The sequence below is a fragment of the Flavobacterium sp. YO12 genome (assembly GCF_004119495.1).
GTDB lineage: Bacteria > Bacteroidota > Bacteroidia > Flavobacteriales > Flavobacteriaceae > Flavobacterium.
In genome coordinates this window covers 18,659-42,466 of sequence record NZ_NRQU01000043.1, presented here as the reverse complement: position 1 = coordinate 42,466, position 23,808 = coordinate 18,659, and the positions used below count along the sequence as shown (strand labels likewise).

The 23,808-nt window shown below is 32.9% G+C and carries 20 protein-coding genes and 1 pseudogene; 8 read left to right on the top strand and 13 right to left on the bottom strand.

Annotation, left to right across the window (positions count from 1 at the left end; translation table 11 throughout):
• Nucleotides 1-134 precede the first annotated feature (134 nt).
• The 5 genes from BOW55_RS14305 to BOW55_RS14285 all read right to left on the bottom strand — a co-directional run bounded on the left by BOW55_RS14305 (nucleotide 135) and on the right by BOW55_RS14285 (nucleotide 4,108).
• On the bottom strand, nucleotides 135-704 hold the full coding sequence (locus BOW55_RS14305) for a hypothetical protein (protein WP_129024662.1): 570 nt from the start codon (nucleotides 702-704) through the stop codon (nucleotides 135-137).
• A complete protein-coding gene (locus BOW55_RS14300; RefSeq protein WP_129024661.1) occupies nucleotides 691-1,185 on the bottom strand; it encodes an RNA polymerase sigma factor in 495 nt (164 codons plus the stop codon). The genes BOW55_RS14305 and BOW55_RS14300 overlap by 14 nt, the downstream gene beginning before the upstream one ends.
• Nucleotide 1,186: 1 nt before the next feature.
• The gene (locus tag BOW55_RS14295; RefSeq protein WP_129024660.1) at nucleotides 1,187-2,023 is read right to left on the bottom strand and encodes an alpha/beta fold hydrolase; all 837 of its coding nucleotides are present in this window, start codon (nucleotides 2,021-2,023) and stop codon (nucleotides 1,187-1,189) included.
• A 311-nt stretch (nucleotides 2,024-2,334) separates the two neighbouring features.
• Nucleotides 2,335-3,057 carry a LytTR family DNA-binding domain-containing protein gene (locus tag BOW55_RS14290; protein WP_129024659.1) on the bottom strand — a complete coding sequence of 241 codons (723 nt, stop codon included), beginning with the start codon at nucleotides 3,055-3,057 and terminating at the stop codon, nucleotides 2,335-2,337.
• Entirely contained in the window at nucleotides 3,044-4,108 is a 1,065-nt protein-coding gene (locus BOW55_RS14285) for a sensor histidine kinase (RefSeq protein ID WP_129024658.1), read from the bottom strand. Before BOW55_RS14285 ends, BOW55_RS14290 begins: the two co-directional genes overlap by 14 nt.
• 160 nt (nucleotides 4,109-4,268) lie before the next feature.
• Between BOW55_RS14285 and BOW55_RS14280 the strand changes: the two genes are divergently transcribed.
• From BOW55_RS14280 to BOW55_RS14245, 8 genes are all read left to right on the top strand, one after another.
• Nucleotides 4,269-6,122 (top strand): alpha-amylase family glycosyl hydrolase, encoded by a 1,854-nt coding sequence (locus BOW55_RS14280; RefSeq protein WP_129024657.1) that lies wholly within the window; start codon nucleotides 4,269-4,271, stop codon nucleotides 6,120-6,122.
• 189 nt (nucleotides 6,123-6,311) lie between these two features.
• Nucleotides 6,312-7,217: a carbohydrate kinase family protein gene (locus BOW55_RS14275; protein WP_129024656.1), complete on the top strand. Its 906-nt coding sequence runs from the start codon at nucleotides 6,312-6,314 to the stop codon at nucleotides 7,215-7,217.
• 155 nt (nucleotides 7,218-7,372) lie between these two features.
• Complete coding sequence (locus tag BOW55_RS14270) at nucleotides 7,373-8,476, top strand: fatty acid desaturase (protein WP_129024655.1); 1,104 nt, start codon at nucleotides 7,373-7,375, stop codon at nucleotides 8,474-8,476.
• Nucleotides 8,477-9,569: 1,093 nt separating this feature from the next.
• A complete protein-coding gene (locus BOW55_RS14260; RefSeq protein ID WP_089052784.1) occupies nucleotides 9,570-10,676 on the top strand; it encodes an efflux RND transporter periplasmic adaptor subunit in 1,107 nt (368 codons plus the stop codon).
• Nucleotides 10,677-10,709: 33 nt separating this feature from the next.
• Nucleotides 10,710-13,823 (top strand): efflux RND transporter permease subunit, encoded by a 3,114-nt coding sequence (locus tag BOW55_RS14255; protein WP_129024653.1) that lies wholly within the window; start codon nucleotides 10,710-10,712, stop codon nucleotides 13,821-13,823.
• Nucleotides 13,824-13,832: 9 nt separating this feature from the next.
• Nucleotides 13,833-15,335: a TolC family protein gene (locus tag BOW55_RS14250; protein WP_241686572.1), complete on the top strand. Its 1,503-nt coding sequence runs from the start codon at nucleotides 13,833-13,835 to the stop codon at nucleotides 15,333-15,335.
• Between the two features lie 168 nt (nucleotides 15,336-15,503).
• Entirely contained in the window at nucleotides 15,504-15,920 is a 417-nt protein-coding gene (locus BOW55_RS21060) for a hypothetical protein (RefSeq protein WP_206733610.1), read from the top strand.
• Between the two features lie 133 nt (nucleotides 15,921-16,053).
• The gene (locus BOW55_RS14245) at nucleotides 16,054-16,698 is read left to right on the top strand and encodes a M15 family metallopeptidase (protein WP_129024651.1); all 645 of its coding nucleotides are present in this window, start codon (nucleotides 16,054-16,056) and stop codon (nucleotides 16,696-16,698) included.
• A gap of 4 nt (nucleotides 16,699-16,702) precedes the next feature.
• On the opposite strand, the gene BOW55_RS14240 is transcribed toward BOW55_RS14245, so the two are convergent.
• From BOW55_RS14240 to tsaD, 8 genes and pseudogenes are all read right to left on the bottom strand, one after another.
• The gene (locus tag BOW55_RS14240) at nucleotides 16,703-17,269 is read right to left on the bottom strand and encodes a hypothetical protein (protein ID WP_129024650.1); all 567 of its coding nucleotides are present in this window, start codon (nucleotides 17,267-17,269) and stop codon (nucleotides 16,703-16,705) included.
• 1 nt (nucleotide 17,270) lies between these two features.
• Complete coding sequence (locus BOW55_RS14235; RefSeq protein WP_129024649.1) at nucleotides 17,271-18,452, bottom strand: class I SAM-dependent methyltransferase; 1,182 nt, start codon at nucleotides 18,450-18,452, stop codon at nucleotides 17,271-17,273.
• A gap of 2 nt (nucleotides 18,453-18,454) precedes the next feature.
• Entirely contained in the window at nucleotides 18,455-19,546 is a 1,092-nt protein-coding gene (locus tag BOW55_RS14230; RefSeq protein ID WP_129024648.1) for an AI-2E family transporter, read from the bottom strand.
• 111 nt (nucleotides 19,547-19,657) lie between these two features.
• Nucleotides 19,658-20,608 carry a zinc metalloprotease gene (locus BOW55_RS14225; protein ID WP_129024647.1) on the bottom strand — a complete coding sequence of 317 codons (951 nt, stop codon included), beginning with the start codon at nucleotides 20,606-20,608 and terminating at the stop codon, nucleotides 19,658-19,660.
• A 157-nt stretch (nucleotides 20,609-20,765) separates the two neighbouring features.
• On the bottom strand, nucleotides 20,766-21,260 hold the full coding sequence (locus BOW55_RS14220; RefSeq protein ID WP_129024646.1) for a TrmH family RNA methyltransferase: 495 nt from the start codon (nucleotides 21,258-21,260) through the stop codon (nucleotides 20,766-20,768).
• A gap of 10 nt (nucleotides 21,261-21,270) precedes the next feature.
• A complete protein-coding gene (locus BOW55_RS14215; RefSeq protein ID WP_129024645.1) occupies nucleotides 21,271-21,909 on the bottom strand; it encodes a DUF4159 domain-containing protein in 639 nt (212 codons plus the stop codon).
• A gap of 16 nt (nucleotides 21,910-21,925) precedes the next feature.
• Nucleotides 21,926-22,638 (bottom strand): annotated as a pseudogene (locus tag BOW55_RS14210) (16S rRNA (uracil(1498)-N(3))-methyltransferase).
• A gap of 3 nt (nucleotides 22,639-22,641) precedes the next feature.
• Nucleotides 22,642-23,664: a tRNA (adenosine(37)-N6)-threonylcarbamoyltransferase complex transferase subunit TsaD gene (gene tsaD / locus BOW55_RS14205; protein ID WP_129024644.1), complete on the bottom strand. Its 1,023-nt coding sequence runs from the start codon at nucleotides 23,662-23,664 to the stop codon at nucleotides 22,642-22,644.
• Nucleotides 23,665-23,808 lie beyond the last annotated feature (144 nt).

The following is a 23,808-nucleotide window of genomic DNA, read 5'->3' as shown; positions in this document are numbered from 1 at the left end:
TTGAGTGCTTTTGTTATACAATTATTTATCAAAATATGAAATTGTTCCTTTTGTTGAATGTGAAATTTGTAGAGTGATAAATAGTGCAATTTTCTTTAAATAATTGAATTCATGTGAATTTAGAATAGTAGTTTTTAAGAAATGCTTTTTAAGAAATCTAAAAGCTGTATTTCTCTTTTTATTATTCTTACCATAAATAATCCGAAAATCAATAAAAAACCAAATCCGCTTATCACAATATAAAGATAAAAACCTCTAGATAAATTTTCTTTAAAAACAGGTAAAAGGAATGTAAAACCAGCTACATAAGTCAGATAGATTATTGGTGTGCAGATGTAGTGGATTTTTTTTCTCCATTGGTAAAATTGAGAAGCCAGTTTACTGTATTCAATTAAGGTCGTGTCCGTTTTTAAGTTTTCCAATTTTTTTACACTAATCCATTCTAAGACTACACGAAATAGGAGCATTGTGATCATTATGCACAATCCAAAATTGAATAGTGTTTGTTTGTAAGCACCAACCCAAACATAATAATAGATCAATATTATTGCGGTCAGACTCAAAATTATTCTAGTCCAAAAATGATTGCGTTTAATTTTTTTAGTGTGAGCCTCAGCTTTTTTAATAATATCTTCGGCTGCTGGCTTTATATTGGATTCTGATTGCTGATCCCAAATATTTTGTAATTCTTCAAATGTTTTCATTTTGTACACATTGAGTTAAACTTTTCTTGATTCGATGGATTCTAACGCGAAGTGTTTCTTCGGTTATTCCTATTACTTCAGATATTTCGGGATATTCTATTCCGTCTAAAGTCATCAGAATGATCATTTTATTTGTTTCTTCAAGCTTTTGTATGCATTGATACATTTGTTGAAGCTGTTCGTCTTTTTCGTTTGAATAGTTTTCTGTAACGATCTGAGGCAGAATGTCTGTTCTGATTTCTTTTTTAGAAGATGATTTTCGTAAATAAAGAAGGCACGTGTTTACAGTAATTCTGTAAATCCAAGTGCTTATGCTGGATTCATTTCGGAATGTGTCTAATTTTTCCCATACCTTAATGAAAATTTCTTGGGCAGCATCTGAAGCCAATGAAATATCTCCACAAAAATAACCTTTGCACAAACGAAACACTTTATTGTAATGTTTGTTGTATATATCGTTAAATTGTTCTTTTTCAGCCACCTTATTGTATTTCTAGTTTTACTTTTTCTATAAACCACTCAGGTTGATCATACATTACAAAATGAGCCGAGTTTGCTGCGTAATAAATTTTAACGGCTGGCAGATTTTCATACTGCGCTTTATATGTGTTTTGCACGGTATTAAGATCTGGATTTGTTGCAGCTAAAATTACTACTGGAATTTTAATTTTGGCAATTTCTTTACGCAAGTCTAAATTAAGCATTTCGATATAACCATAAACATAGGTTTTTCTATCGACAGCATTCATCCATTCGTTGATCGTTTTTTGTTTTTCTTTGTTCAAACACATATAAGAAGTCGATTGTGAATTCATTGCGCTGAATGTTTTTTGATCCATAGCCAGCATCATTTTGCTTTGCGGATTATCGTACGGAATTGTTTCTCCTTTGTAATTAGGAATCATTAAAGCAGCACTTGAAGGTAAGGCATCAACTATAATTAATTTTTTGAATAAATTAGGTTCTTCAGCAGCTAACCATAAACTCAAAGTACCGCCCAAACTATGACCAATTAAGGTCGCTTTTTTTAATTTTTTAGTTTTTACATAAGAAATAATTTGGTCTTTTATTGTAGAAAGCCACGGATTTTCGATTGGAGGAACAGTACCAAATCCTGCAAAAGTAAAAATGTGACATTCGTAATTTTTAGAAAGTTCGGCTACCGTTTCATTCCAAACTTCTCCTGTGCAGCCAAAACCAGGAAATAATAAAACAGGCGCTCCTTTTCCTTTTACATCTACCTTAAAAGCGGTTTGAGAAAAAACAGATTTTGAAACAAGAAGCATAAATGCGATAATTAAAATTGATTTAGTTTTCATAACGTTAAATTTTAAAGTTTACCTTTTGATGCAGTGCTATATTATTTGTTACCTCAAAAAGGACTTTTTTTTTAAAAATAAATTGCAATAGCGCATAAATAGGCGCTTAACGAATGAAAAAAAAATGAAATAAGGGATTTAGTTAACTATTTGACAGTTGATTATTCGTGTTATTTAGCTAAACAATCGGAATGAAAAAACTAAAATTTTAGAAATGAAAATGTTCGTTTAAGCAATTGATATTGCTTTTTTGCAAATCATTAATAAAGGAAGCAGTCGAAGTAGAATTGTGAACAAAAAGATATTGGTTTTTATTTTTGAATTAAAGAGTTTAATAAACTAGAAACGGCAGAATTATAAAAACGTCCAATTGGTAATTGTTTATTTTGAATGTTGATATGATTTGCATTATAGCCGGATATTTTTTTTATCGCAGCAAGAAAAGAGCGATGAATTCTCAAAAACAAACCTTCAGGCAATTTATCTTCCATTTCGGTTATAGACTGGTAAGTTTTGTAGCAGCCTGACAGCGTATAAATTAGTAAATAATTTCCTTGAGATTCAAAATAATATATTTCATCAAGAAAAAGTTTAACCATTTTTCTTTCGCATTTTACAAAGATAAAAGCACGATCTGTTTCTTGACTTTTAGAATGCAAAACTATCTCGTTTGATTCTCTTATTTTTGAGTATTTGCTTATGGCTTTTGTAAAACGTTCTAATGAAATAGGTTTTAGAATATAGTCTACAGCTTCAATCTCAAAACCTTCAACGGCGTATTCTGTATAAGCCGTTGTAAAAATTACTGCTGTTTCTGAGGGCAGACTTTTGGCAAATTCGATTCCAGATTTTCCAGGCAGATTTATATCTAAAAAAATAAGATCTATTTTGTTTGACTTTATTGCATTTTGCGCATTTGATACACTGGTAAATTTACCCTTTAGATCTAAAAAATCAAATTTAGCAATATGAAGTTCCAGTAAAATGGATGCAGGTAATTCATCTTCAATAATAATACAGTTAATTGCTGCCATCTTTTATTTTTATTTTTAAAGAAACAAAAAAGCTTACTGTCTCATTTTTTATGGTCAAAACGTGTGTGTCTGGATACAATAGTTCTAGTCTTCTTTTTACATTCGAAATTCCTATGCCACTGTTTACATTTTCAGGATACAGATTAATATTTTCAGAAAGGCTGTTCTCAATTTTAACAACTAACCATTCATCATTAATAGTAATAGAAATAGTTATCCAGCCTTGATTGTTTTCGTCTAAACAATATTTATAACTGTTTTCAATAAACGGCAATATCAAAAAAGGTTCTATCGAATGGTTTTCTACAGAGCCATAAACACTAAAACTCAATTGAAGTTGATTCTCAAAACGCAATTGCTGCAGCGAAATATAATTTTTGAGGTAATCTATTTCATTTTCTAACGAGATGTTTTTGTTGTTAACATCGTAAATAGAAAATCGCAGGATATCGGATATTTTTAAAACGATTTCAGCAGAATCATCAGATTTGCTTAGAATTTTAGAATACAAACTATTGAGAACGTTAAACAAAAAATGCGGATGAAACTGATTTCGAAGAGATGAAAGTTCGGCTTGCAGTTTTTCTGATAAAATAGTTTGTACTTTATTTTTTTCTTCCGCTAAATAATAAAATAGTTTAAAAGCTATTGGTATTGTAACTACAAATTGAAGTTTACTCACATTATACAAAAAGACAGGTGCCGATAAAAGAGGTTCAATTTTCCAGAATGTTAGATAATAACGCAGGATTATAAAATTGTCTATTAAACGTTGTAAAAAAGCAAAAAGCAGAATTAGAATAACGTAAGCAGTAATAAAAGTTATCGTTTTTTTCTTGAATAATAAACGAGGCATTAAAAACTCAACAACAATAGTTACAAAAAGAATCTTAGGCAAAATACTATACCATTCGTTGCGCAATGCTGTAATAAAATCATTGGCAGGCAAACCCTGAATTAAACTAAAAAGTAAAATATAACCCAGCCAGTATAAGGTATACAATCTAATTATGAGCGATCTACTTTCAAGATCATATGCCATTATCTTCATTTTACTTATTTGTTTTTCTGATACATGTAAAAATAGTGCTTTTGTTTGAAACCTAAATTGTCGTTTGCAACGTAAACAATGTTGTTTGAATAAGTTGCTTTTTTAGAATACTGAAGAAAAATATCTTTCGGCAGTAATATTAATCTAAAAATAGCTTGAGATGAAAAAAACATTCTTTTTTTACTTGGTTTTAATGTGCTTCACATGTATTGTTAATGCCAAAAATATTGACGTTTATCCTACCAATTGGTGGACAGGAATGAAAACAAATTCGATACAATTACTTATTCGAAGTACAGATGAAGCCTTTTCATCAGCTGATGTAAGTATAAATTATTCAGGAATAAAAGTTCTGAAAACACATCAGTTTTCAAACAAAAAATATCTAGCTGTAGATATTATAATTTTGCCAGAAGCTGTTGCAGGAACTGTTTTTATTGAAGTTGTTAAAAACGGAAAAAAACAGAAAATTAACTGGCAGCTTAATGCTCGAAGATCAGGAAATGGCACCGAATATGCGCAAGGTGTAAATTCTTCAGATTTTATAGATTTGATAATGGTAGATCGCTTTAGTAACGGCGATCCGTCAAATGATCGGGTAAAAGGAATGAGAGATCAATCGTTAGACCGAAATCAAATGTACGATCGTCATGGAGGCGATTTGCAAGGTGTAATCAATAATTTAGATTATCTGCAGGGTTTAGGCATAACTGCTTTATGGTTTACACCTGTGATGGAAAATGATATGATGAACCGCACAGAACATGGTTATTCGATTACAGATCATTATAAAATTGATGCTCGCTATGGAGGTGATAAAGCGTACAAAGAATTAAGTAATCAGCTGCACAAACGCGGCATGAAACTAATATTTGATGCTGTTTACAATCATTTTGGGCTGTATCATTTTTTAGAACAAGATCAGCCGGAAAATGACTGGGTGCACCGCTGGCCAGAGTATACGCAGACAATTTATAGAGAACAGCCGTTGTTTGATCCATACGGAGCAAAATCAGATCAGAAAAAAATGAGCAATGGCTGGTTTGATAAAATTATGCCGGATATTAATCAGGATAATCCATACATGGCAAACTTTTTAATTCAAAACTGTATTTGGCATATTGAAACTTTTGGAATTGACGGTGTTCGTTTAGATACGTACACGTACAATGATTTGAATTTTGCAAATAGATGTAATCAAGCCATTCTAAATGAATTTCCTAAGATGTCTATTTTTGGAGAAATCATGGTTCATGGCGTTGCGAATCAAGCTTATTTCGAACAAAATAATATAGAAACGCCTTTTAAAAGTAATCTGCCATCGGTTGTTGATTTTCAGAGTTTGTATTACGGAATTATTCCTGCGCTTACACAGCCATTTGGCTGGACAGATGGTGTAAACAAATTATATTATACTTTAAGCAGTGATTTTTTGAGTAAAAATCCAATGCAAAAAGTATTGCTTTTAGATAATCATGACGAGCCTCGTTTTTTCTCGGTTGTCGGTGAGAATGTAGAGAAACAAAAAATGGGTTTTCAATGGCTGTTAACCTGCCGTGGAATTCCGCAATTGTATTACGGTTCAGAGGTTTTGGTTAAAGGATTTAAAGCACCAGACGGCTTGGTACGCAGTGATTTTCCTGGTGGATGGAGTACTGATGCAAAAAATGCTTTTACAGGAAAAGGTTTAACAGATGATGAAAAATCGACTCAGGATTTGGTTCGAAAACTAGCCAATTTTAGAAAAACATCTTCGGCATTAACCACAGGAAAATTAATGCATTATGTTCCAGTTGATGGCTTGTACGTGTATTTTAGATATGATGAAAAGCAAACGATTATGTGCGTTATGAATACGAGTAATGACGCTAAAGAAGTCGATTTTCAGAAATATATGGAGAGAACAGAAGGATTCAATTCAGCTAAAAACGTTGTGACAGATGAAAAGTTTTCATCCTTGAAAAAAACATCGATACCTGCGATGAAAATGTGGGTTTTGGAATTAAATAAATAATTCAGGTTTTTAGTGATGAAATTTTATTTTTAAGATTTAGAATTTAAATCAGCACAAAATATTGTATTTTTAGGGTAATCTATTTTTATCAGAATAAAATAGAACTTAATTGCTGAAAGGAAAAATACAACCTGTTTCAGTATTTTACATTATACCACTTGAATAACAATAATAGTAAACAAATTTAGAATGAGTAATATAAAAAAACTTAAGGCAGTAGCTTATGGCGAAGTGCTTTGGGATGTTTTTGTCAATGAAAGAAAAATTGGCGGTGCACCTCTTAATGTCGCAATGCGAATGAAAACGTTAGGATGCGAATCGGCAATGATTAGTTGTGTAGGAAAAGACGCAGATGGAGAAATAATTATTGATTACGTAAAAAGTTTAGGACTTGAAACTGCGGCTATTTTTAAATCTGAGGAATTTGCAACAGGATTAGTAAACGTAGCATTAAACGAGCAAGGATCGGCAAGTTATGAAATAAAATACCCATCAGCTTGGGATAAAATTGTATTGAATGATTTAGCTAAAGAATTAGCTGCTAATGCTGATGTTTTAATATACGGAAGTTTAGTTTGTCGTGATGAAGTATCAAGAAACTCACTTGACGAGCTATTGAAATCAAGCGTTTACAAAGTTTTTGATGTCAATTTAAGAAAACCTCATTATACATATGAAATTATAGAACATCTAATGAATTCGGCTGATTTTATAAAATTTAATGATGAAGAATTATTAGAAATTACTTCCGTAATGAATTCTCCTTTTTCCAGCTTAGAGGAAAATATGCAGTTTGTTGCCGAGAAAACAAAAATAAAAGCCATGTGTGTAACTAGAGGTAAAGACGGTGCTTTATTAATGTGGGAAGGACAATTGTATGAAAACAATGGTTATCCTGTAAAAGTAGCGGATACAGTAGGAGCAGGAGATTCATTTTTAGCAGCCTTAATTACGTCGTTACTCACTGGTAAAGAGCCTCAAAAAGCGATTGATTTTGCCTGTGCAGTTGGCGCTCTAGTTGCCGAAGCACCGGGTGCGAATCCTGAAATTTCTCAAGCTGAAATTGAAGCTATAATGAAAAGAGTTAGAGCGTAAAATATAAAATCTGAAGATTCAAAGCCGTTCTATTGAACGGCTTTTTTGTTTTCGAATTAAAAAGATAGTCTTTTTTGATTTTTGTAATGCTTTGTTTTCGTGTGTTTTAACTTTTTTTATTAAATTTGATGTAAGAATTTCTAGCCAAGACCATTATGGAAAAATTAAAACGCCCGGTGTATCTTAAAGCCGGTACTGATGATTTTTTTAAGAAGTTGCGCACAGAAGTGAACGAAACGGTATTACAAAATTCATCATTGTACCTATTCAACATTATTAAGTCGTTAGGACTTTTGGTACTTTTCTTTTCCTCTTACACTTGTATTTTACTGTTTGGAAACAGTACCCCTTTATTATTCTTTTTCTATATTTTGTGCGGTATAACTATGATCGTACTTTTTATAAATGCTTTTCATGACGCCGCGCATGGTGCCTTATTCAAAAAATCAAAACATAATGAATGGTTTATGTATGTGCTGGAGCTTTTTGGAGGCAATCATTGGCTTTGGACTCGACGTCATATCAATCTTCATCATGCATATCCAAATGTTCCCGATTGGGATATAGATATTAAACAAAGTGACATTATAAGGATTTTTCCAAACAGCCCATTGTTCAATTATCATAAGTATCAACATATTTATATGTGGTTTATTTATCCATTGTACAGCTTAAATTGGATTTATATTAGGGATTTCAAAGACTTTTTTGGAAATAGAAATAATTATGTAAAAAAAGTGGTAGAGAACATTCCGCAAAAAGAAATATACAAGCTGTTTTTAGCAAAAGCCCTTAACTTATTTTATCTGCTTTTTATTCCTATGATCGTATTAAAGCAGCCTTGGTATATAGTTTTAGCAGGCTGGTTTTCGATGCATTTGTGCGGTAGTATGTTGGGAGTTGTCGCACTTGTGTCAACACATGTTGATGAAGATGCGCATTTTCCAGAAACCGATGAAGATGGAAATTTATCAGCAACTTGGGCAATGCATCAAATGATTGTTACTAAGGATTTCAGCACCAATAGTAAATTAGCGAATTTTTTATACGGAGGCTTTACGCATCATGTTGCCCATCATCTTTTTCCGGGTGTCGGACATACTTATTATCCTTATATAACCCCAATAATTATGCGCTATGCTGAGGAGTATGATCTTCCTTATACTTCCTATCCGTTTTATCATGCAGTTCGATCACACTTTAGAATGCTCAAAAATAAAGGTGTGAAAGAAAATATTATGATGACAGGCGAAATATAAAGATTTGTCTTAGTTAATTTCTAGCCCATTACATTGAATTTTATTGTGGCTGTAATGCTCCAGAGGAGCAAAACAGTTATAGTTTAATTTACTCTACTTTTTATAAAGCCCCAGCGGGGCGGCATTTTATAGGCCCTAAATATTTCGCTCCGCCGGAGCTTTAAATCTTTTTCAAAAACTCTGGCTATAAATATTTTGCTCCTCTGGAGCATTTTTAAGACTAATTTTTAGAGTCTGTAAAAAAAACGATTACATCAAAAGGTCTAATTCCATCTTTTTCAATAAGTGTGTAGTTAAAAATGTAAATGAAAAGTTAACGATTTGTAAATACAATATACAATTAGAGGCTTATTCATTAAAAAACCGTGTTTGACTTAGGTATTTTGCTTTTTTTGGAAAAATTTAAGAATTGGTTACTTTTCAAATTACTATATTTGGCCCACCATCAAGAAAAGTATACTCTTTTCAAACAACAAATATGTAATCCTTCGCTTTGCGTTCATGAAACAAATTAAGTTCATAAGTATTATTTTACTCTTTCTGCTCACTTTTACAAGCAGTGCAGAGTACTTTAAGCACCCTTCTGAATTTTCAGTTTGTCATGGTCAGGATTTCCTTTCAACATCAGAAATACCAGAGGTTTTACCTTCAGCACTAATTATATCCAAAGATCTGGATATACATTTTATAGTCAAAAAGAAGATGAAATCTCGTGCAGTCTCTTCAGACAGCAGTATTTTAAAGAGTTTATATTTTACCAAATTAGTACATTTTAAGGTCTTTGAAGACAGCTTAATTTATGGTATAGCAAACATATATCAAATTCAGCGTCATACACATCTTCACTTGTACCAGCTTTTCTAGATTTCCCAATTCCCTTTTATTTTTATATACAGAAACAACTTTCTGCAATACTGCCTTGTATTTGTTTTATAAAGGTATTTGCGCTATAAAAATATGCCCTAAAACGGTACTGCTCAAAACAATAAGCAGTATACGATAAACTCTCTATTTTCAGTATTTAACCCATTTACCACTCCCTATAAATCAATATAGGGAGCCAGTATATTTATGTAATTTTTAAAAAACAATTATGAGCATTAGTAAAAAACAATTCCTTTTGTACGCATTCTCTGTTTTATTTCTAGCTTCTTGCGGAGATAAAGCCGAAAAAAAATCCGCAAATATAAAAACACTGCCTGTATATAAGGTAACTGTAAAAGATACCATCGTTTCAAATCGATTTGTTGCTGATGTACATGCTAAAAATAATGTCGAAATTCATGTTCGTATACCTGGATTACTAGATAAAGTATATGTAAGCGAAGGACAAAGAGTAAAAAAAGGACAAATTCTTTTTAAGATCAGTGACGTAGAACTTCAAATACAACTTTTAAAAGCCGAAGCTGTTTACAAAAGCACATTGGCAGACCTTCGAATTGCAACAGTTGAACTGGAGCAAGCTCAAACTCTTTTTAATAAAAAAGTAATTGCTGACAAAGAATTAGAATTGTCAAAAGCAAAGCACGATGCAGCAAATGCTAAAGTTGCTCATGCTTCGGCAGAAAGAAAAGCGATAAAACAACAAATTAGTTTTACAACCATAACAGCACCTTTTGACGGAACTGTAGATCGTATACCATTTAAAGAAGGAAGTTTAGTAGAAAACGGCTCTTTGTTGACAACAGTTTCGCAACTAGACGATGTATATGCTTATTTCTCGATACCCGAAAATATTTACTTTCAAATGATGGCAGATAAAAGCCTTAATACCAAAGGCGATATCAAATTAGTATTGCCAAACGGTATGGTTTACGGTCAAACTGGAGAATTAAAAACAGCCGATGGAGAAATTGACAGACAAACAGGTTCTATTCAATACAAAGCCAAATTTCATAATCCGCAAGGTTTTATCAAACACGGAACATCTGGAAAATTGATTATTTCAGAGCCAAGAACAAATGTTGTTTTAATTCCGCAAAAAGCAGTTTTCTCTATCCAAGACAAGCAATTCGTGTTTGTAGTTGATAAAGGAGGAATTGTAAAAATGACCAATATTGTTATCGGAAGCACTCTTGATGATGTTTACATTTTGAAAAAAGGATTAAAAAAGAACGATCTTATTGTACATGAAGGAACTCAATCACTTCGAGATGGAGATAAGATTAACATTAGAGACGCACAAAGTGTAAGCTTATAAGCCATTAGATAATTATTACTAAAAAAATATAAAATGATAGAGTTGTTTATCAAAAGAAAAATATTATCACTTATCATATCTGTGATGATAGTACTTTTGGGGTTATTGGCTTTGTTTCAATTACCCATAACGCAGTTTCCAGATATTGTACCGCCGTCTGTAACCGTAACGGCAAAATATACAGGTGCCAATGCCGAAGTATCGGCCAATGCCGTGGCACTACCTTTAGAACGTGCCATAAATGGTGTACCGGGAATGACTTATATGTCGACCGTTACCTCAAATGATGGTTTAACCCTAATTCAGGTTTTCTTTGAAGTAGGAACAGATCCTGATCTTGCTGCTGTAAACGTTCAGAACAGGGTAACAACTATTCTTGACGAACTTCCAGAAGAAGTAATACGAGCCGGAGTTACCACCGAAAAGGAGGTAAATAGTATGTTGATGTACTTAAATATTACAAGTACAGATAAAACTCAGGACGAACAGTTTATCTTCAACTTTACGGATATTAATATTCTTCAGGAATTAAAACGTATTGATGGAGTAGGTCGTGCCGAGATTATGGGACAGAAAGAATACTCGATGCGTGTATGGCTGGATCCACAAAAAATGCTTTCCTATAATATTTCGGCAAACGAAGTGATAACTTCACTGCAAAAACAAAATATTTCTGCAGCTCCCGGTAAAGTTGGAGAAGGATCTGGACAGCTTGACAATCAGCTTCAATATGTAATTAAATACGGAGGAAAATTCTTTGAACCTAAACAGTATGAAGAAGTGCCGCTTCGTGCCAATTCTGATGGTACAATCTTACGATTAAAAGATATTTCTAATATCGAATTTGGAGCAATGAGTTACGGAATGGTTTCTAAAACTGACGGAAAACCTTCGGCTTCCATCATGTTGAAACAAAGACCAGGTTCTAATGCCTCTGAAGTAATTGCCAGCGTAAAAGAAAAAATGGCAGAGCTGAAAATATCGTCTTTCCCTCCTGGAATGGATTATAATATTGCTTATGATGTATCTCGTTTCCTTGATGCCTCAATCGATGAAGTTTTAAAAACATTAATAGAAGCCTTTATTCTAGTAGCTTTTGTTGTTTTTATATTCCTGCAAGACTGGCGTTCTACGTTAATACCAGTATTGGCAGTGCCAGTAGCCTTAATTGGTTCATTTGCTTTTATGTCGATGATGGGATTCTCTATAAACCTGCTTACCCTTTTTGCCCTAGTACTTTCCATAGGAATCGTTGTCGATAATGCTATTGTAGTTGTAGAAGCCGTCCATGTTAAAATTTCCGAAGAACATATGGCGCCTCTGCCCGCAACAATTAGTGCGATGAAAGAAATTACAGGAGCTGTTATTGCGATTACAATTGTTATGGCAGCCGTGTTTATACCAGTTGCATTCTTGAGCGGTCCTGTTGGAGTTTTCTATAGACAGTTTTCGCTTACTATGGCAATTAGTATTGTAATTTCAGGAATTAACGCCCTTACATTAACACCAGCTTTGTGTGCCATAATGCTTAAACCGCATGATCCAGATAAAAAGAAAACATCATTATTAGATCGTTTCTTTGTTCGTTTTAATGCGTGGTTCGACAACATTACTTCGAAATACATCAGAGTATTGTCAAAATTTGCAGATAGAAGTTCGATGACTATTGGACTTTTAGTTTTGTTCTGTTTCCTTACTTGGGGAACTTCGAAGTTCTTACCTTCAGGATTTATACCTTCTGAAGATCAGGGAATGGTGTATGTAAACGTAACTACACCACAAGGAGCTACGGTAGAACGTACCGAAAAAGTACTTGATGAAGTAACTCGCATCGCCAAACAAATTGATGGAGTTGACAACGTAACAACTCTTGCCGGTTACAGCATCGTTACTGAAATTGCAGGAGCTTCATACGGTATGGGAATGATAAATCTGAAAGATTGGAAAGATAGAAACATTTCTGTAAATGAATTTATTACCATGCTTACGCAGAAAACAAAAGGTATCGCAGATGCACAAATTGAAGTTTTTGCACCGCCTACAGTTCCCGGTTTTGGTAACACCAGCGGTTTTGAATTACGTTTACTGGACAAATCAGGCGGAACTATCAATAATACGGATGCAGTTACTAAAAACTTTATTAAAGAATTAAATGCTTCGCCAGAAATACAAAATTCATTTACAAGTTTTGATGCTACATTCCCGCAGTATTTAATACATATTGATTATGATCTTGCAGCCAAAAAAGGAATCTCTGTAGACAATGCCATGTCTACCTTGCAAACCATGCTCGGATCGTTTTATGCCACAAACTTTATTCGTTTTTCTCAAATGTATAAAGTAATGGTACAAGCAAGTCCGCAGTTTAGAAAAAATCCAGAAAGTATTCTAGACATGTATCTTAAAAATGATGCAGGCGAAATGGTGCCATTTTCAACATTTATAAAACTAGAACGAGTTTACGGCCCAGAGGTTTTAACCCGTTATAATATGTATATGTCTGCCATGATCAATGGTGAACCAGCCGATGGATACAGTTCTGGAGAAGCCATTGCAGCCGTAGAAAAAATCGCTGCCGAAAAACTGCCAAGCAGGTTTGAGCTCGAATGGTCAGGAATGACACGTGAAGAAATTCTATCAGGAAACCAAACCATTTACATTTTTGCCTTATGTATTCTTTTCGTTTACTTATTACTTGCTGCACAATACGAGAGTTTACTGCTTCCGTTTCCAGTGCTTTTAAGTTTACCTGTAGGAGTTTTTGGTTCCTATCTCGCATTGCTGGCAGTGGGCTTAGACAATAATATTTATGCTCAGGTCGCTTTAGTCATGCTTATAGGACTCCTCGCCAAGAATGCCATTTTGATTGTAGAGTTTGCGATTGCCCAGAACAAGCTGGGGCAAGGAATTACCGAAGCTGCAATTGAAGGTGCAAGATTACGTTTCAGACCTATTTTGATGACCTCATTTGCTTTTATTTCTGGACTTATACCATTGTGTATTGCCTCTGGAGCTGGTGCAATTGGAAACCGATCTATTGGTACTGCAGCTGCAGGAGGAATGTTAATAGGAACTGTTTTTGGACTGGTAATAATTCCGGGGCTTTACATCCTGTTTGCAAAAATTGAAAAAGCTTGGAATAAATAAATGAAAACAATGAAAAATAATTTTAGAAAATTTCTTAAACATACAGAGTCAATATATCTCATTACGAATAAATCAAAATATGTACTTGTAGTTGTGTTTTTAATGTTACTTTCTGCCTGTTCTGCCCCGAAAGAGGCAGAGCAGCAGAAGGTAAAAACACTGCCTGAAAATTTTGCCTCAAATCCAAAAACAACAGACAGCCAACAGACATTTACACCGCTAAAAACAGAATCGTATTTTAAAGATCCAGAGCTGGAAAAATTGTTAGACATAGCAGTCGCTCAAAATCCTGATTATTTAGCAATGCAGCAAAGAATTCTCATTGCAAATTCACATCTAAAAGTGGCAAAATTAGCTTTACTGCCATCATTTGATATTGGTGCAGATGTTTCAGGAACACATTACGGTAAATATACTATGGATGGCGTAGGAAATTTTGATACTAATTTCTCGCAGAACATATCAGAAAAACAAAGAATTAATACAGACGTAACTCCTAATTTGTTTTTAGGAGGAAAAGTATCTTGGGAAGCTGATATATGGGGAAAACTGAGCAATAGAAAAAAAGCTGCCCAACAAAGATTTCTTGCATCGCAAGAAGGAGTAAGATTGTTGCAGACAAGATTATTGAGCGATGTTGCTGAGCTTTATTTTAAGCTTATTGCGCTCGACAAGCAAAAAGTAATTTATGAGCGAAACTTAAAAACGCAGCAGCGTGCCCTTGATATTGTTTCGGCACAACGAGCAGTTGGTAAAGCAACAGAATTAGCAGTGCAGCAATTTAATGCTCAAAACAATAGTATTTTGGCTGAAGCCGAAGAATTAAACCTTAGTATAGATCAAACAGAAAAAGCTTTGCTGACTCTTTTAGGTGAATACGGAGGTAAAGTAACCAGAAGTAAAGATTTTCTATCAGGACATCTTGAAGTGCTGAATCAAAGAATGAGTGTTGATTCTATCATACATAACCGACCAGATGTGTCACAAGCTTATTTCGAATTACTTGCAACAAAAGCGGATGCCAAATCAGCGAGAGCTGCTTTTTTTCCAACAGTAAACTTAGGAGGTTATGTTGGTCTTAATTCATTCTCTTTTGCAACATTCTTTGACAGCGGATCATTTGCTTGGCAGTTATTGGGCGGAATTACTGCGCCAATATTTAATAAGGGACAAATTAAACATGAGTTTTTTACTGCTAATCGCAGACAGCAGATCAGCTTTTTAGAATATCAAAATTCAATCACGACTGCTTACAATGAATTGAGTGCGTTATTGTATCGTACAAAAGCGTTTGAAGATGTTTTAAAATACAAATCAAAACAAGTTGAACATCTCGAAATTGCAGTAAATGTGTCAAATGATTTGTATTTGAGCGGTTATGCCAATTATCTGGAAATAATAAACGCACAAAAAGACATGCTTCAGGCAGAACTTGATTTTGTAGACATACAATTTAAAAATGTAAGCTCGCAAGTATTGTTGTACAAAGCTTTAGGAGGAGGAATAAATTAAAAACTTCTTCCATACTATTTCTAATAAAATGCGTAAAAGTCTAAGACTTTTGCGCATTTTTTTTGCTGTTTATCTTTTGTACGAAAAAAACTTAGTTAAAGAAAAATATTTATATTTATCGAGACGAATTGAATCTGACTAAATAGTTAAGAAGTCAAATTAAATAGTATGAAAAGAATATCTAGTAACACGACATACTTTCGAAGAAAAATTATTCCAATAATTCTCTCTGTAAATTTACTAGTAATGTTTTTGGGCTTTTTAACTTTTGATTTTACATTTAGAGATTTAGCATTTATATTTTTTCCAACTTTAATTTTTTTTATTGCATGGATATTAAGATTTAGAAAACTAGAAATAGTCTATTTAGGGGATAAGTTTTTAGAAACTAATACTCAAATGATATTATTTGAGAATATTATATCTGTCAATAAAATAAGTTCATTTTGTTATAAGATAACATATAAAGTAGATAACATATCTAAGTCCATTATTTTTATGATCGATTCATTTCCTTCGTATCCATCCTCAATTCCCAATTCATTGAAAGAAATTACAGAGTTTGTAAAAAATAATAAAGGGTAAATTACATTTTACTTTGTGACGATTCATTCAATTAATCAGCCAAAAGAAAAATCAAAATTATCCATTTGAAAACCGATTAAATAGGAGATTGACATTTTTTTGAGTAATTTCATTTTTTCAAAATTTAAAATTCATGGTACAATTAACCAAAACTCTTTTTGTAATCGCTTTTTTTTCAATCATAAATGCAAATGCTCAAAACGAAACATATGCAAGTCCTAAAGAAGTTGCAGATACAACTTTTGTAAATTTAAAAGACTATAGCAAAGATTTTGTGTACGATATGAAATATGCGACCGAAGACAATTTTTTGAAAGCAAAAGTATACGATTGTGCAGAATGTTTACTGCGCTATAAAACAGTTAAGGCTTTAATCGCCGCCAATAAAGATTTTATTGAGAAAGGCTATAGAATTAAGCTTTTCGACTGTTACAGACCTTTATCAATTCAGAAAAAAATGTGGGAGATTGTTCCAAAACCAGAATATGTTGCAGATCCTAAAAAAGGATCTATACATAATAGAGGAGGAGCTGTAGATATTACATTAGTCGATTCTAACGGAAAAGAACTGGAAATGGGAACTTCTTTTGATTACTTTGGTTTTGAGGCAAGTCACAGCTTTCCAACACTTCCTAGAAAAGTAAAATCAAATAGAAAATTTCTAAAAAAAATAATGATTCAGAATGGGTTCAATCCATTCGATTCAGAATGGTGGCATTATAATTTAAAAACAGGGCTCAAAGACCCTGTTTCTAATCAAAAATGGACGTGTGAATAATTAATTATTCAACACATCTTATGTTTTGCATAAAGTAAGTATTGGGTTGATACGTCTTGCCGTTCATTTCAGAAATCAACTCGCCTCTTACAATATAATCATCTATATCAGTCAAGTACTTAATTCTCATGATCGAAACAGGGGATTTTTTCAATTCCTCAAAATTATCCTTCATAAACATAAAAATTCCTGTATTTACACGGTTGTCAAAACCTTTATCATCACGAAGTAAAGTACCGCAGTTTTCTTGATTGATATGTAGTAAAGTAACAATTTTACCATTTTCTAACTGCAAAAATATTTTTGAGTTTTTATCAAAACAGTTGGCTTTCATAAAATCTTTACTTTTTTGAATCAACTGCACGTTCAAAGTTGGAAGACCATCCGTTTGTGCCAGCGAAAAGAAGATGTAGCTGGAAGTACCTCCAAAGTTTTTCTCGCTTACTAAATATTCATTAGTTATTTTATAAGTCCCAATAGAATCGGTAACATTAGTACTGTATTCACATGGTTTTTGTGCAAATGCGGTAAAGGTTAATAAGAAAAAGGTTAGTGTAATTAAGTGTTTCATTTTAAATTATTTTTGTGCAAATTAAAACTATTTTGTTGTCATTTTTATCAGTTGTAAAAAAACAATATTTATTACCTCCATTTTTTATTTTCCATTTTTTTCGAATGTTCTCTACCGTTTCAGGAAAATTTCTGGTGGTAATATTGGCCTGCTCATTTGCAAGCTCCGTTTTCATGTCATTTTTATTGTACGGAATCACTTTTTCTATTTCGAAAGCACGCCCAGGAAAATCAATTAATTCGTCAGAAGTATATAAATGCGAATGTTTGTGCAGTTTACCAATTTTAAAAATCGAGCTTACTTCATCAAATCCACCAGATTTCATTATTGCCGAATTGGGTTCGTAAATATACTTTTTAGGCAATTCATAAGGTATAAAATCCATTTCGTCATCCAAAACAAATTCAAAAGTTTCGATTTTATCCTTTAAAATATTAGCTGTTTTTAATGTGATGCTGCCTTTATACTGATTGTGAATTTCAAAAAGTAATTCCTTAACCTCGTTTTCAAGAGCAATTATATGAATGTTTTTTACAAATTTTAATTCAGATAAACCCGCAGAAATATCTAGTAAAGGAGCCGTTTTGATTAAAATTGAATTCGATTTTTCAAAATAAAAGTCTAATGATTCCGGAACATTTGGCAAACAGTCTTTCAACATAAAAACTTTGCCTTTGGCATCATTTCGACGAGAAGGATCAATATAAATCCAATCCCATTTTATTTCAGATTTATCTAAAATATCTGCAGAATCAGCAGCGTAGAAATCACAGTTTACAACTTTCAGCTGTTCAAAATTATGTTTTACAATATTGGATAAATCTTCATTGATTTCGCAATGAGCAACAACTTTAAACTTTTTAGAAAAGTAATAATCATCAACTCCAAAACCGCCCGTAAGGTCAATTAAAGTTTTGCCAGAAATTAAAGAAGCTTTATAGTCAGCCGTTTTTTCTGATGAGGTTTGTTCAACAGAAACCTTGCTTGGATAAATAATGTTTTCCGTTGAGAACCAAGTTGGCAGTTTGTCTTTAGCTTTAGTTCTGGCTTCGATTTGATTTAAAACTGCGATCCAGTCAACCTCAGGAAAAGGATTTTTCTGAAGCGCAAGTTTACTAATAGAAACACCAGTATTTTGAGTAATAAATTGTTGAATATTTTTGTTTAAAATCGAAAAGTTCAATGCTAAATTCTTTCAGTTAATACGGAGACAATTTTGTTGTCAGGGAAAAATTCTTTTAAGATTACTTTTACCATCGTAAAAAATGGAATTGCAATAATCATTCCTACGATTCCAAAAGTGATACCGCTGATTACCGTAATTAAGAATATCTCTAACGGATGCGAATTTACACTTTTTGATGAAATTATAGGCTGGCTGATATTATTATCAATTGCCTGAACAAGTAAAAAGCCTATGACTACATATATGGTAGTAGGTAAAATCTCCGATTGAAAATCTTGCCCAATTAAACTGATCATCGTTAATAATGCCGCCAAAATAGTTCCAATAATTGGACCTATATAAGGTATAATATTTAAGATGGCACATAAAAAAGCGATTACGAATGCATTTTTGTTACCAAAAATAAGAAGCACAATAAAATACAAAATAAATACAACCGTTAATTGAAGCAGTAAACCGATAAAATAGCGGGTTAAAAAATGATTTATCTTGGCAACTGAGTTTAAAATTTTATCTTCATTAGTGTCAGGCAGAATTTTTCTTGCAGAAACTTTAAAAGCATCTTGATCTTTAATAAAGAAAAAAGTGATGAAAAATACTGAAACGAATCCCATACCCATATCAGCCATAAAACTGAAAATAGAGTTTAGAAATCCCGTAAAGTAAGTTAAATCCAGCATAGAAGTTATTTTAGATTCTTTTAAAACTTTGTTCAAATCTACATGTTGAATATTAAAGTAACTTTCGATACTTTTTTCTGTAGCAATAAACTGCTGCTGCAAGTTGTTAGTATCGAGCAGTGATAAATTATTGGCTTGAGAGATAATTAATGGAACAAATAGTAAAATAAACCCCACTAAGGCTAATACAAAAAGAATAAGTGTAGTAGTAGCAGCTAATGAATTACTGAATTTTAGTTTGTTCTTTAAAAACTGCACTAACGGATTTGCGATTAAACATAATATTAAAGAAATACATAAGTAAACAATAACACTTTGAATTTCATATAAAAAATAGAGTCCCGCGCCAACAAGTAAGATTGTAGTTAAAGCTCTTAAAATTCCGTTTGAAATAGTTTTTGACGTTACCATATTTAAATTTTAGATGATAAATATAGGAAAAAGCTTTTGAAAATTTTGGATAAACAAAAAAAAGCGAGATGATAACATCTCGCTCTTTGTTTTGTAAATACGGTGTTTGATTTAGATCCCAAAAGCCGCTCTTGGTCCTCCCGAAAGAAAAATAGCAGCCATTCTGCTTTTTTGTCCTTCCGAAAACATATACATAGCATTATCGTCAACATAATCCATATAATTCATTGTCATTTCTACAGGAGTTCCCGTACATGTGCTGTAATGCGGGTATGCTGGAACACCATAGTTTGCAGTATTGTGCGTTGGTGTATCCGTCACTAAGTCACTTCCACAGCTTGCATCTCCCCAAATATGGCGTAAATTCATCCAGTGACCCACTTCGTGAGTTGCAGTTCTACCAAGGTTAAATGGCGCATTTGCAGCTCCAGATAAACCAAAGTATCTAGAGTCAACTACAACTCCATCTGTAGCCGAAGCTCCACCAGGAAATTGTGCATAACCCAAAATTCCGCCTCCAATTGCGCAAGACCATAAGTTAAGTTTTGTCGTAGGAGAAGTTGGTGCGATACCGCCTTGAGCCGTTTTTTTCATGGCGTCATTTGTACCCCAAGAAGTTTTGGTAGTTGATTTTCTGATCACTTGATCTAAAACAAATGTAATTCCGATATTGGCTTTAACTCCTGCAAATAAAGCTGGAACATTTCCGTAATCAGAATTTTGTGCGTTAAAATCTTTGTTTAAAACATCGATTTGCGTTTGAATTTGTGCATTTGAAATATTCTGTGCTGCGGTTTTATACAAAACATTCACAACAACAGGAATTTCGATTTTGCCATTCACTAAACGATTTGTAAGTAATTTTTGATTGGTAAAGGCTTCAATTTCATTCATCCTAATGGCCAACATAGGATCTGCTTTTAATTGAGCGTCTAAAACTTCCTGTGAGGCACAAGCACGACGAGTTACGGCACTTGTGTCTGAATTTGACGATTCAGTTTGGTCGTTTTGACATGAAAACAGCACTAATGCTGTGATTGCGGTAATAATAACTTTTTTCATAATACTTGGGGTTTTTGTTATAAAAAATTAAATTTGGTTATTTATGTCGCAATTTTATAACAAAATGATATTCTAACCAAAAAAATATAACAATTTTTTTGTCAGAATTTTACAAGCCCTTGTATAGTCTAGTTCTTACAAAATGTTAAATATTTTTTTATGAAGTAAATTCGTATAAAGCTATACTTGCAGCTTGCACAACATTCATGCTGCTGTTCTTTCCAAACATATTTATGTGCACAATTTGATGTGAAATTTTTAAAAGCTCATCAGAAATACCATTAATTTCATTGCCAATAATAAGTGCAATTTTTTGGTTTTCAGGAATTTGAACTTCTTTTAAAGGTTTGCTGTTACTTGTGATTTCGAGTGAGATAATCTCGAAATTGTTTTCTTTCAGAAAGGTGATTAAATCAGAAGTTTCTTCAATAACAGTGTGAGGCACATGAAGATGTGTGCTGCGTGAAGTTTTATTTATTTTTCGTGGAGTTAAAGGAATATCCTTGCCTAAGAAAATAATGTTTTCAACTCCCAAAGCTTCACCAATTCTAAAAAGCGAACCAATATTTTGCTGAAAATAAATATGATCGCAAATCAAAGTTATTGGAAAAGTTTTTCTTTCGAATTGGTTTTCTTTGTGAGTAAGCTGCACTTTTTAGTCTTTAATTGGTAAAAATATAGTTGATGATATTAGCGCCCATTTTTAGCGCTTTATCTCGAACATTTGCGGGATCATTATGTACTTCTGCATCTTCCCATCCATCACCTAAATCACATTCGTAAGTGTATAATAAAACTAATTTGTTTTCGACAAAAATTCCAAAAGCCTGTGCGCGAGTTCCATCATGCTCATGAATTTTTGGAAGTCCGTTCGGAAAAGGATAAGGTTTTTGAAAAATCGGGTGATTGGCAGGAATTTCAATTAAATCATTATTTGGAAATATTTTTTTTATTTCCTTTCGAATATATTGATCCATTCCATAATTGTCATCAATATGTAAAAAACCTCCAGCAGTTAAGTAATTTCTAAGATTAGTAACATCAGAATCGCTGAAAACTACATTTCCGTGACCCGTCATATGCACAAACGGATATGAAAGCAAATCAGGATTACTAGGTTCAACCGTTGATGGTTTTGCTTTTATTCTAGTATTAATGTTCGTATTGCAAAATCGTATTAAGTTTGGAAGCGATGTTGGATTTGCATACCAATCGCCGCCGCCGCTGTATTTAAGCAAAGCAATTTCTTGTGAAAAAGAAGAAATAGAAACGAATAAAAATAAAAGAAATATTTTTTTCATAGTTCTTGAATAACAATTAGTTTGAGACTTCATTAAAAAATACAACACTATGACAAGCTACAACTGCAGCAGTTTCAGTTCGTAATCGAGTATTTCCTAAAGTTACCGGTTGAAAATTATTTTCAAGAGCCAACGCAATTTCCTTATCCGAAAAATCGCCTTCAGGACCAATTAATAAAGTTACATCTTCGTTTGGTTTTAAAGCACCTTTCAAAGATCTTTTGTCTGTTTCCTCACAATGCGCGATGAATTGCAAACCTTTATTTTTTGTTTAATGAATTCTTTAAAAGAAACAGCATCATTTAGTTTTGGCAGAAAAGTTTCATTTGACTGCTTCATAGCCGATAAAATGATTTTTTCAAAACGCTCTAAGTTGATGACTTTTCGTTCAGAGCGATCGCATATAATTGGCGTAATTTCCTGAATTCCAATTTCGGTCGCTTTTTCTAAAAACCATTCAAAACGATCATTCATTTTAGTTGGCGCAACGGCTAAATGCAAGCGAAATTTTGGTTCTGGCGATTTTTTTATAGAAAGTACTTCAACAATACATTTGTTATCAGAAGCCAAAGTTATTTCGGTTTCAAACAATAAACCCGAACCGTTTGTAACATGAAGAATATCTGAATCTTTCTTGCGTAAAACTTTTATAATATGTTTGCTTTCTTCTTTATCAAAAGAAAAACTTTTTGTTGTTTCGTCTATATCAGGATTGTAAAATAACTGCATAATTTAAAATTGAATTCTCGCTTTTGAAACCACTGCAGAAGTTTCAAAACGTTTTGATAAATATTTTTGATAACCTACAATTCCAATCATTGCAGCATTATCTGTGGTATATTCAAATTTTGGAACAAAAGTTTTCCAGCCGTATTTACCTTCACTTTCTTTAAGTCTGGTTCTAATACCTGAATTTGCCGAAACACCTCCGCCAATTGCAATTTGCTTAATTCCTGTTTCTTTGACAGCAAGTTTTAATTTGTCCATCAAAATTTCAATAATAGTATATTGTATTGAAGCACAAATATCATTCAGATTCTCTTCGATAAAATTAGGATTTTCTAGTTTATTTTTTTGAATAAAATATAGAATTGCCGTTTTTAATCCTGAGAAACTAAAATCTAAACCTGGAACTTTTGGTTTGGTAAATGCAAATGCTTTTGGATTTCCTTCTTTGGCATATTTATCAATTAAAGGCCCGCCGGGATAAGGAAGACCAAGAATTTTGGCACTTTTATCAAAAGCTTCTCCTACAGCATCATCAGTTGTTTCTCCGATGATTTCCATATCAAAAAAGCCGTTTACTTTTACAATTTGAGTATGACCGCCGCTGATTGTTAAAGCTAGAAATGGAAATTCTGGTTTGTCAAAACCTTCTTCGTCTATAAAATGCGCCAAAATATGGGCATGCATATGGTTTACAGCGATTAACGGAATTTTTAATGCTAATGCTAATGATTTACTGAAAGAACTTCCTACCAATAATGATCCCATTAAGCCCGGACCTTGTGTAAAAGCGATCGCAGTTAGCTGTTCTTTTTGTACATTTGCTTTACGAAGTGCAGCATCAATTACAGGCACAATATTTTGCTGATGCGCCCTCGAAGCTAACTCAGGAACAACACCGCCGTATTGGTTGTGAATTAACTGGTTCGCTACAACATTTGAGAGTACTTTGTCGTTATGTAAAACTGCGGCGGCAGTATCGTCGCATGAACTTTCGATGGCAAGAATAAAAACCTCTGGATTTTGCATATAAAGGCACAAATTTTGAATTATATTTGACAAATCAAATTTTCAATTTTCTTTGATTGTAAGGAGAAGCCAAAATTAAAGAATTTTTATCAAAACAGTCGTCCTTTGTCTGTTCAAAATAAATTAATACAAAAACAATAATAA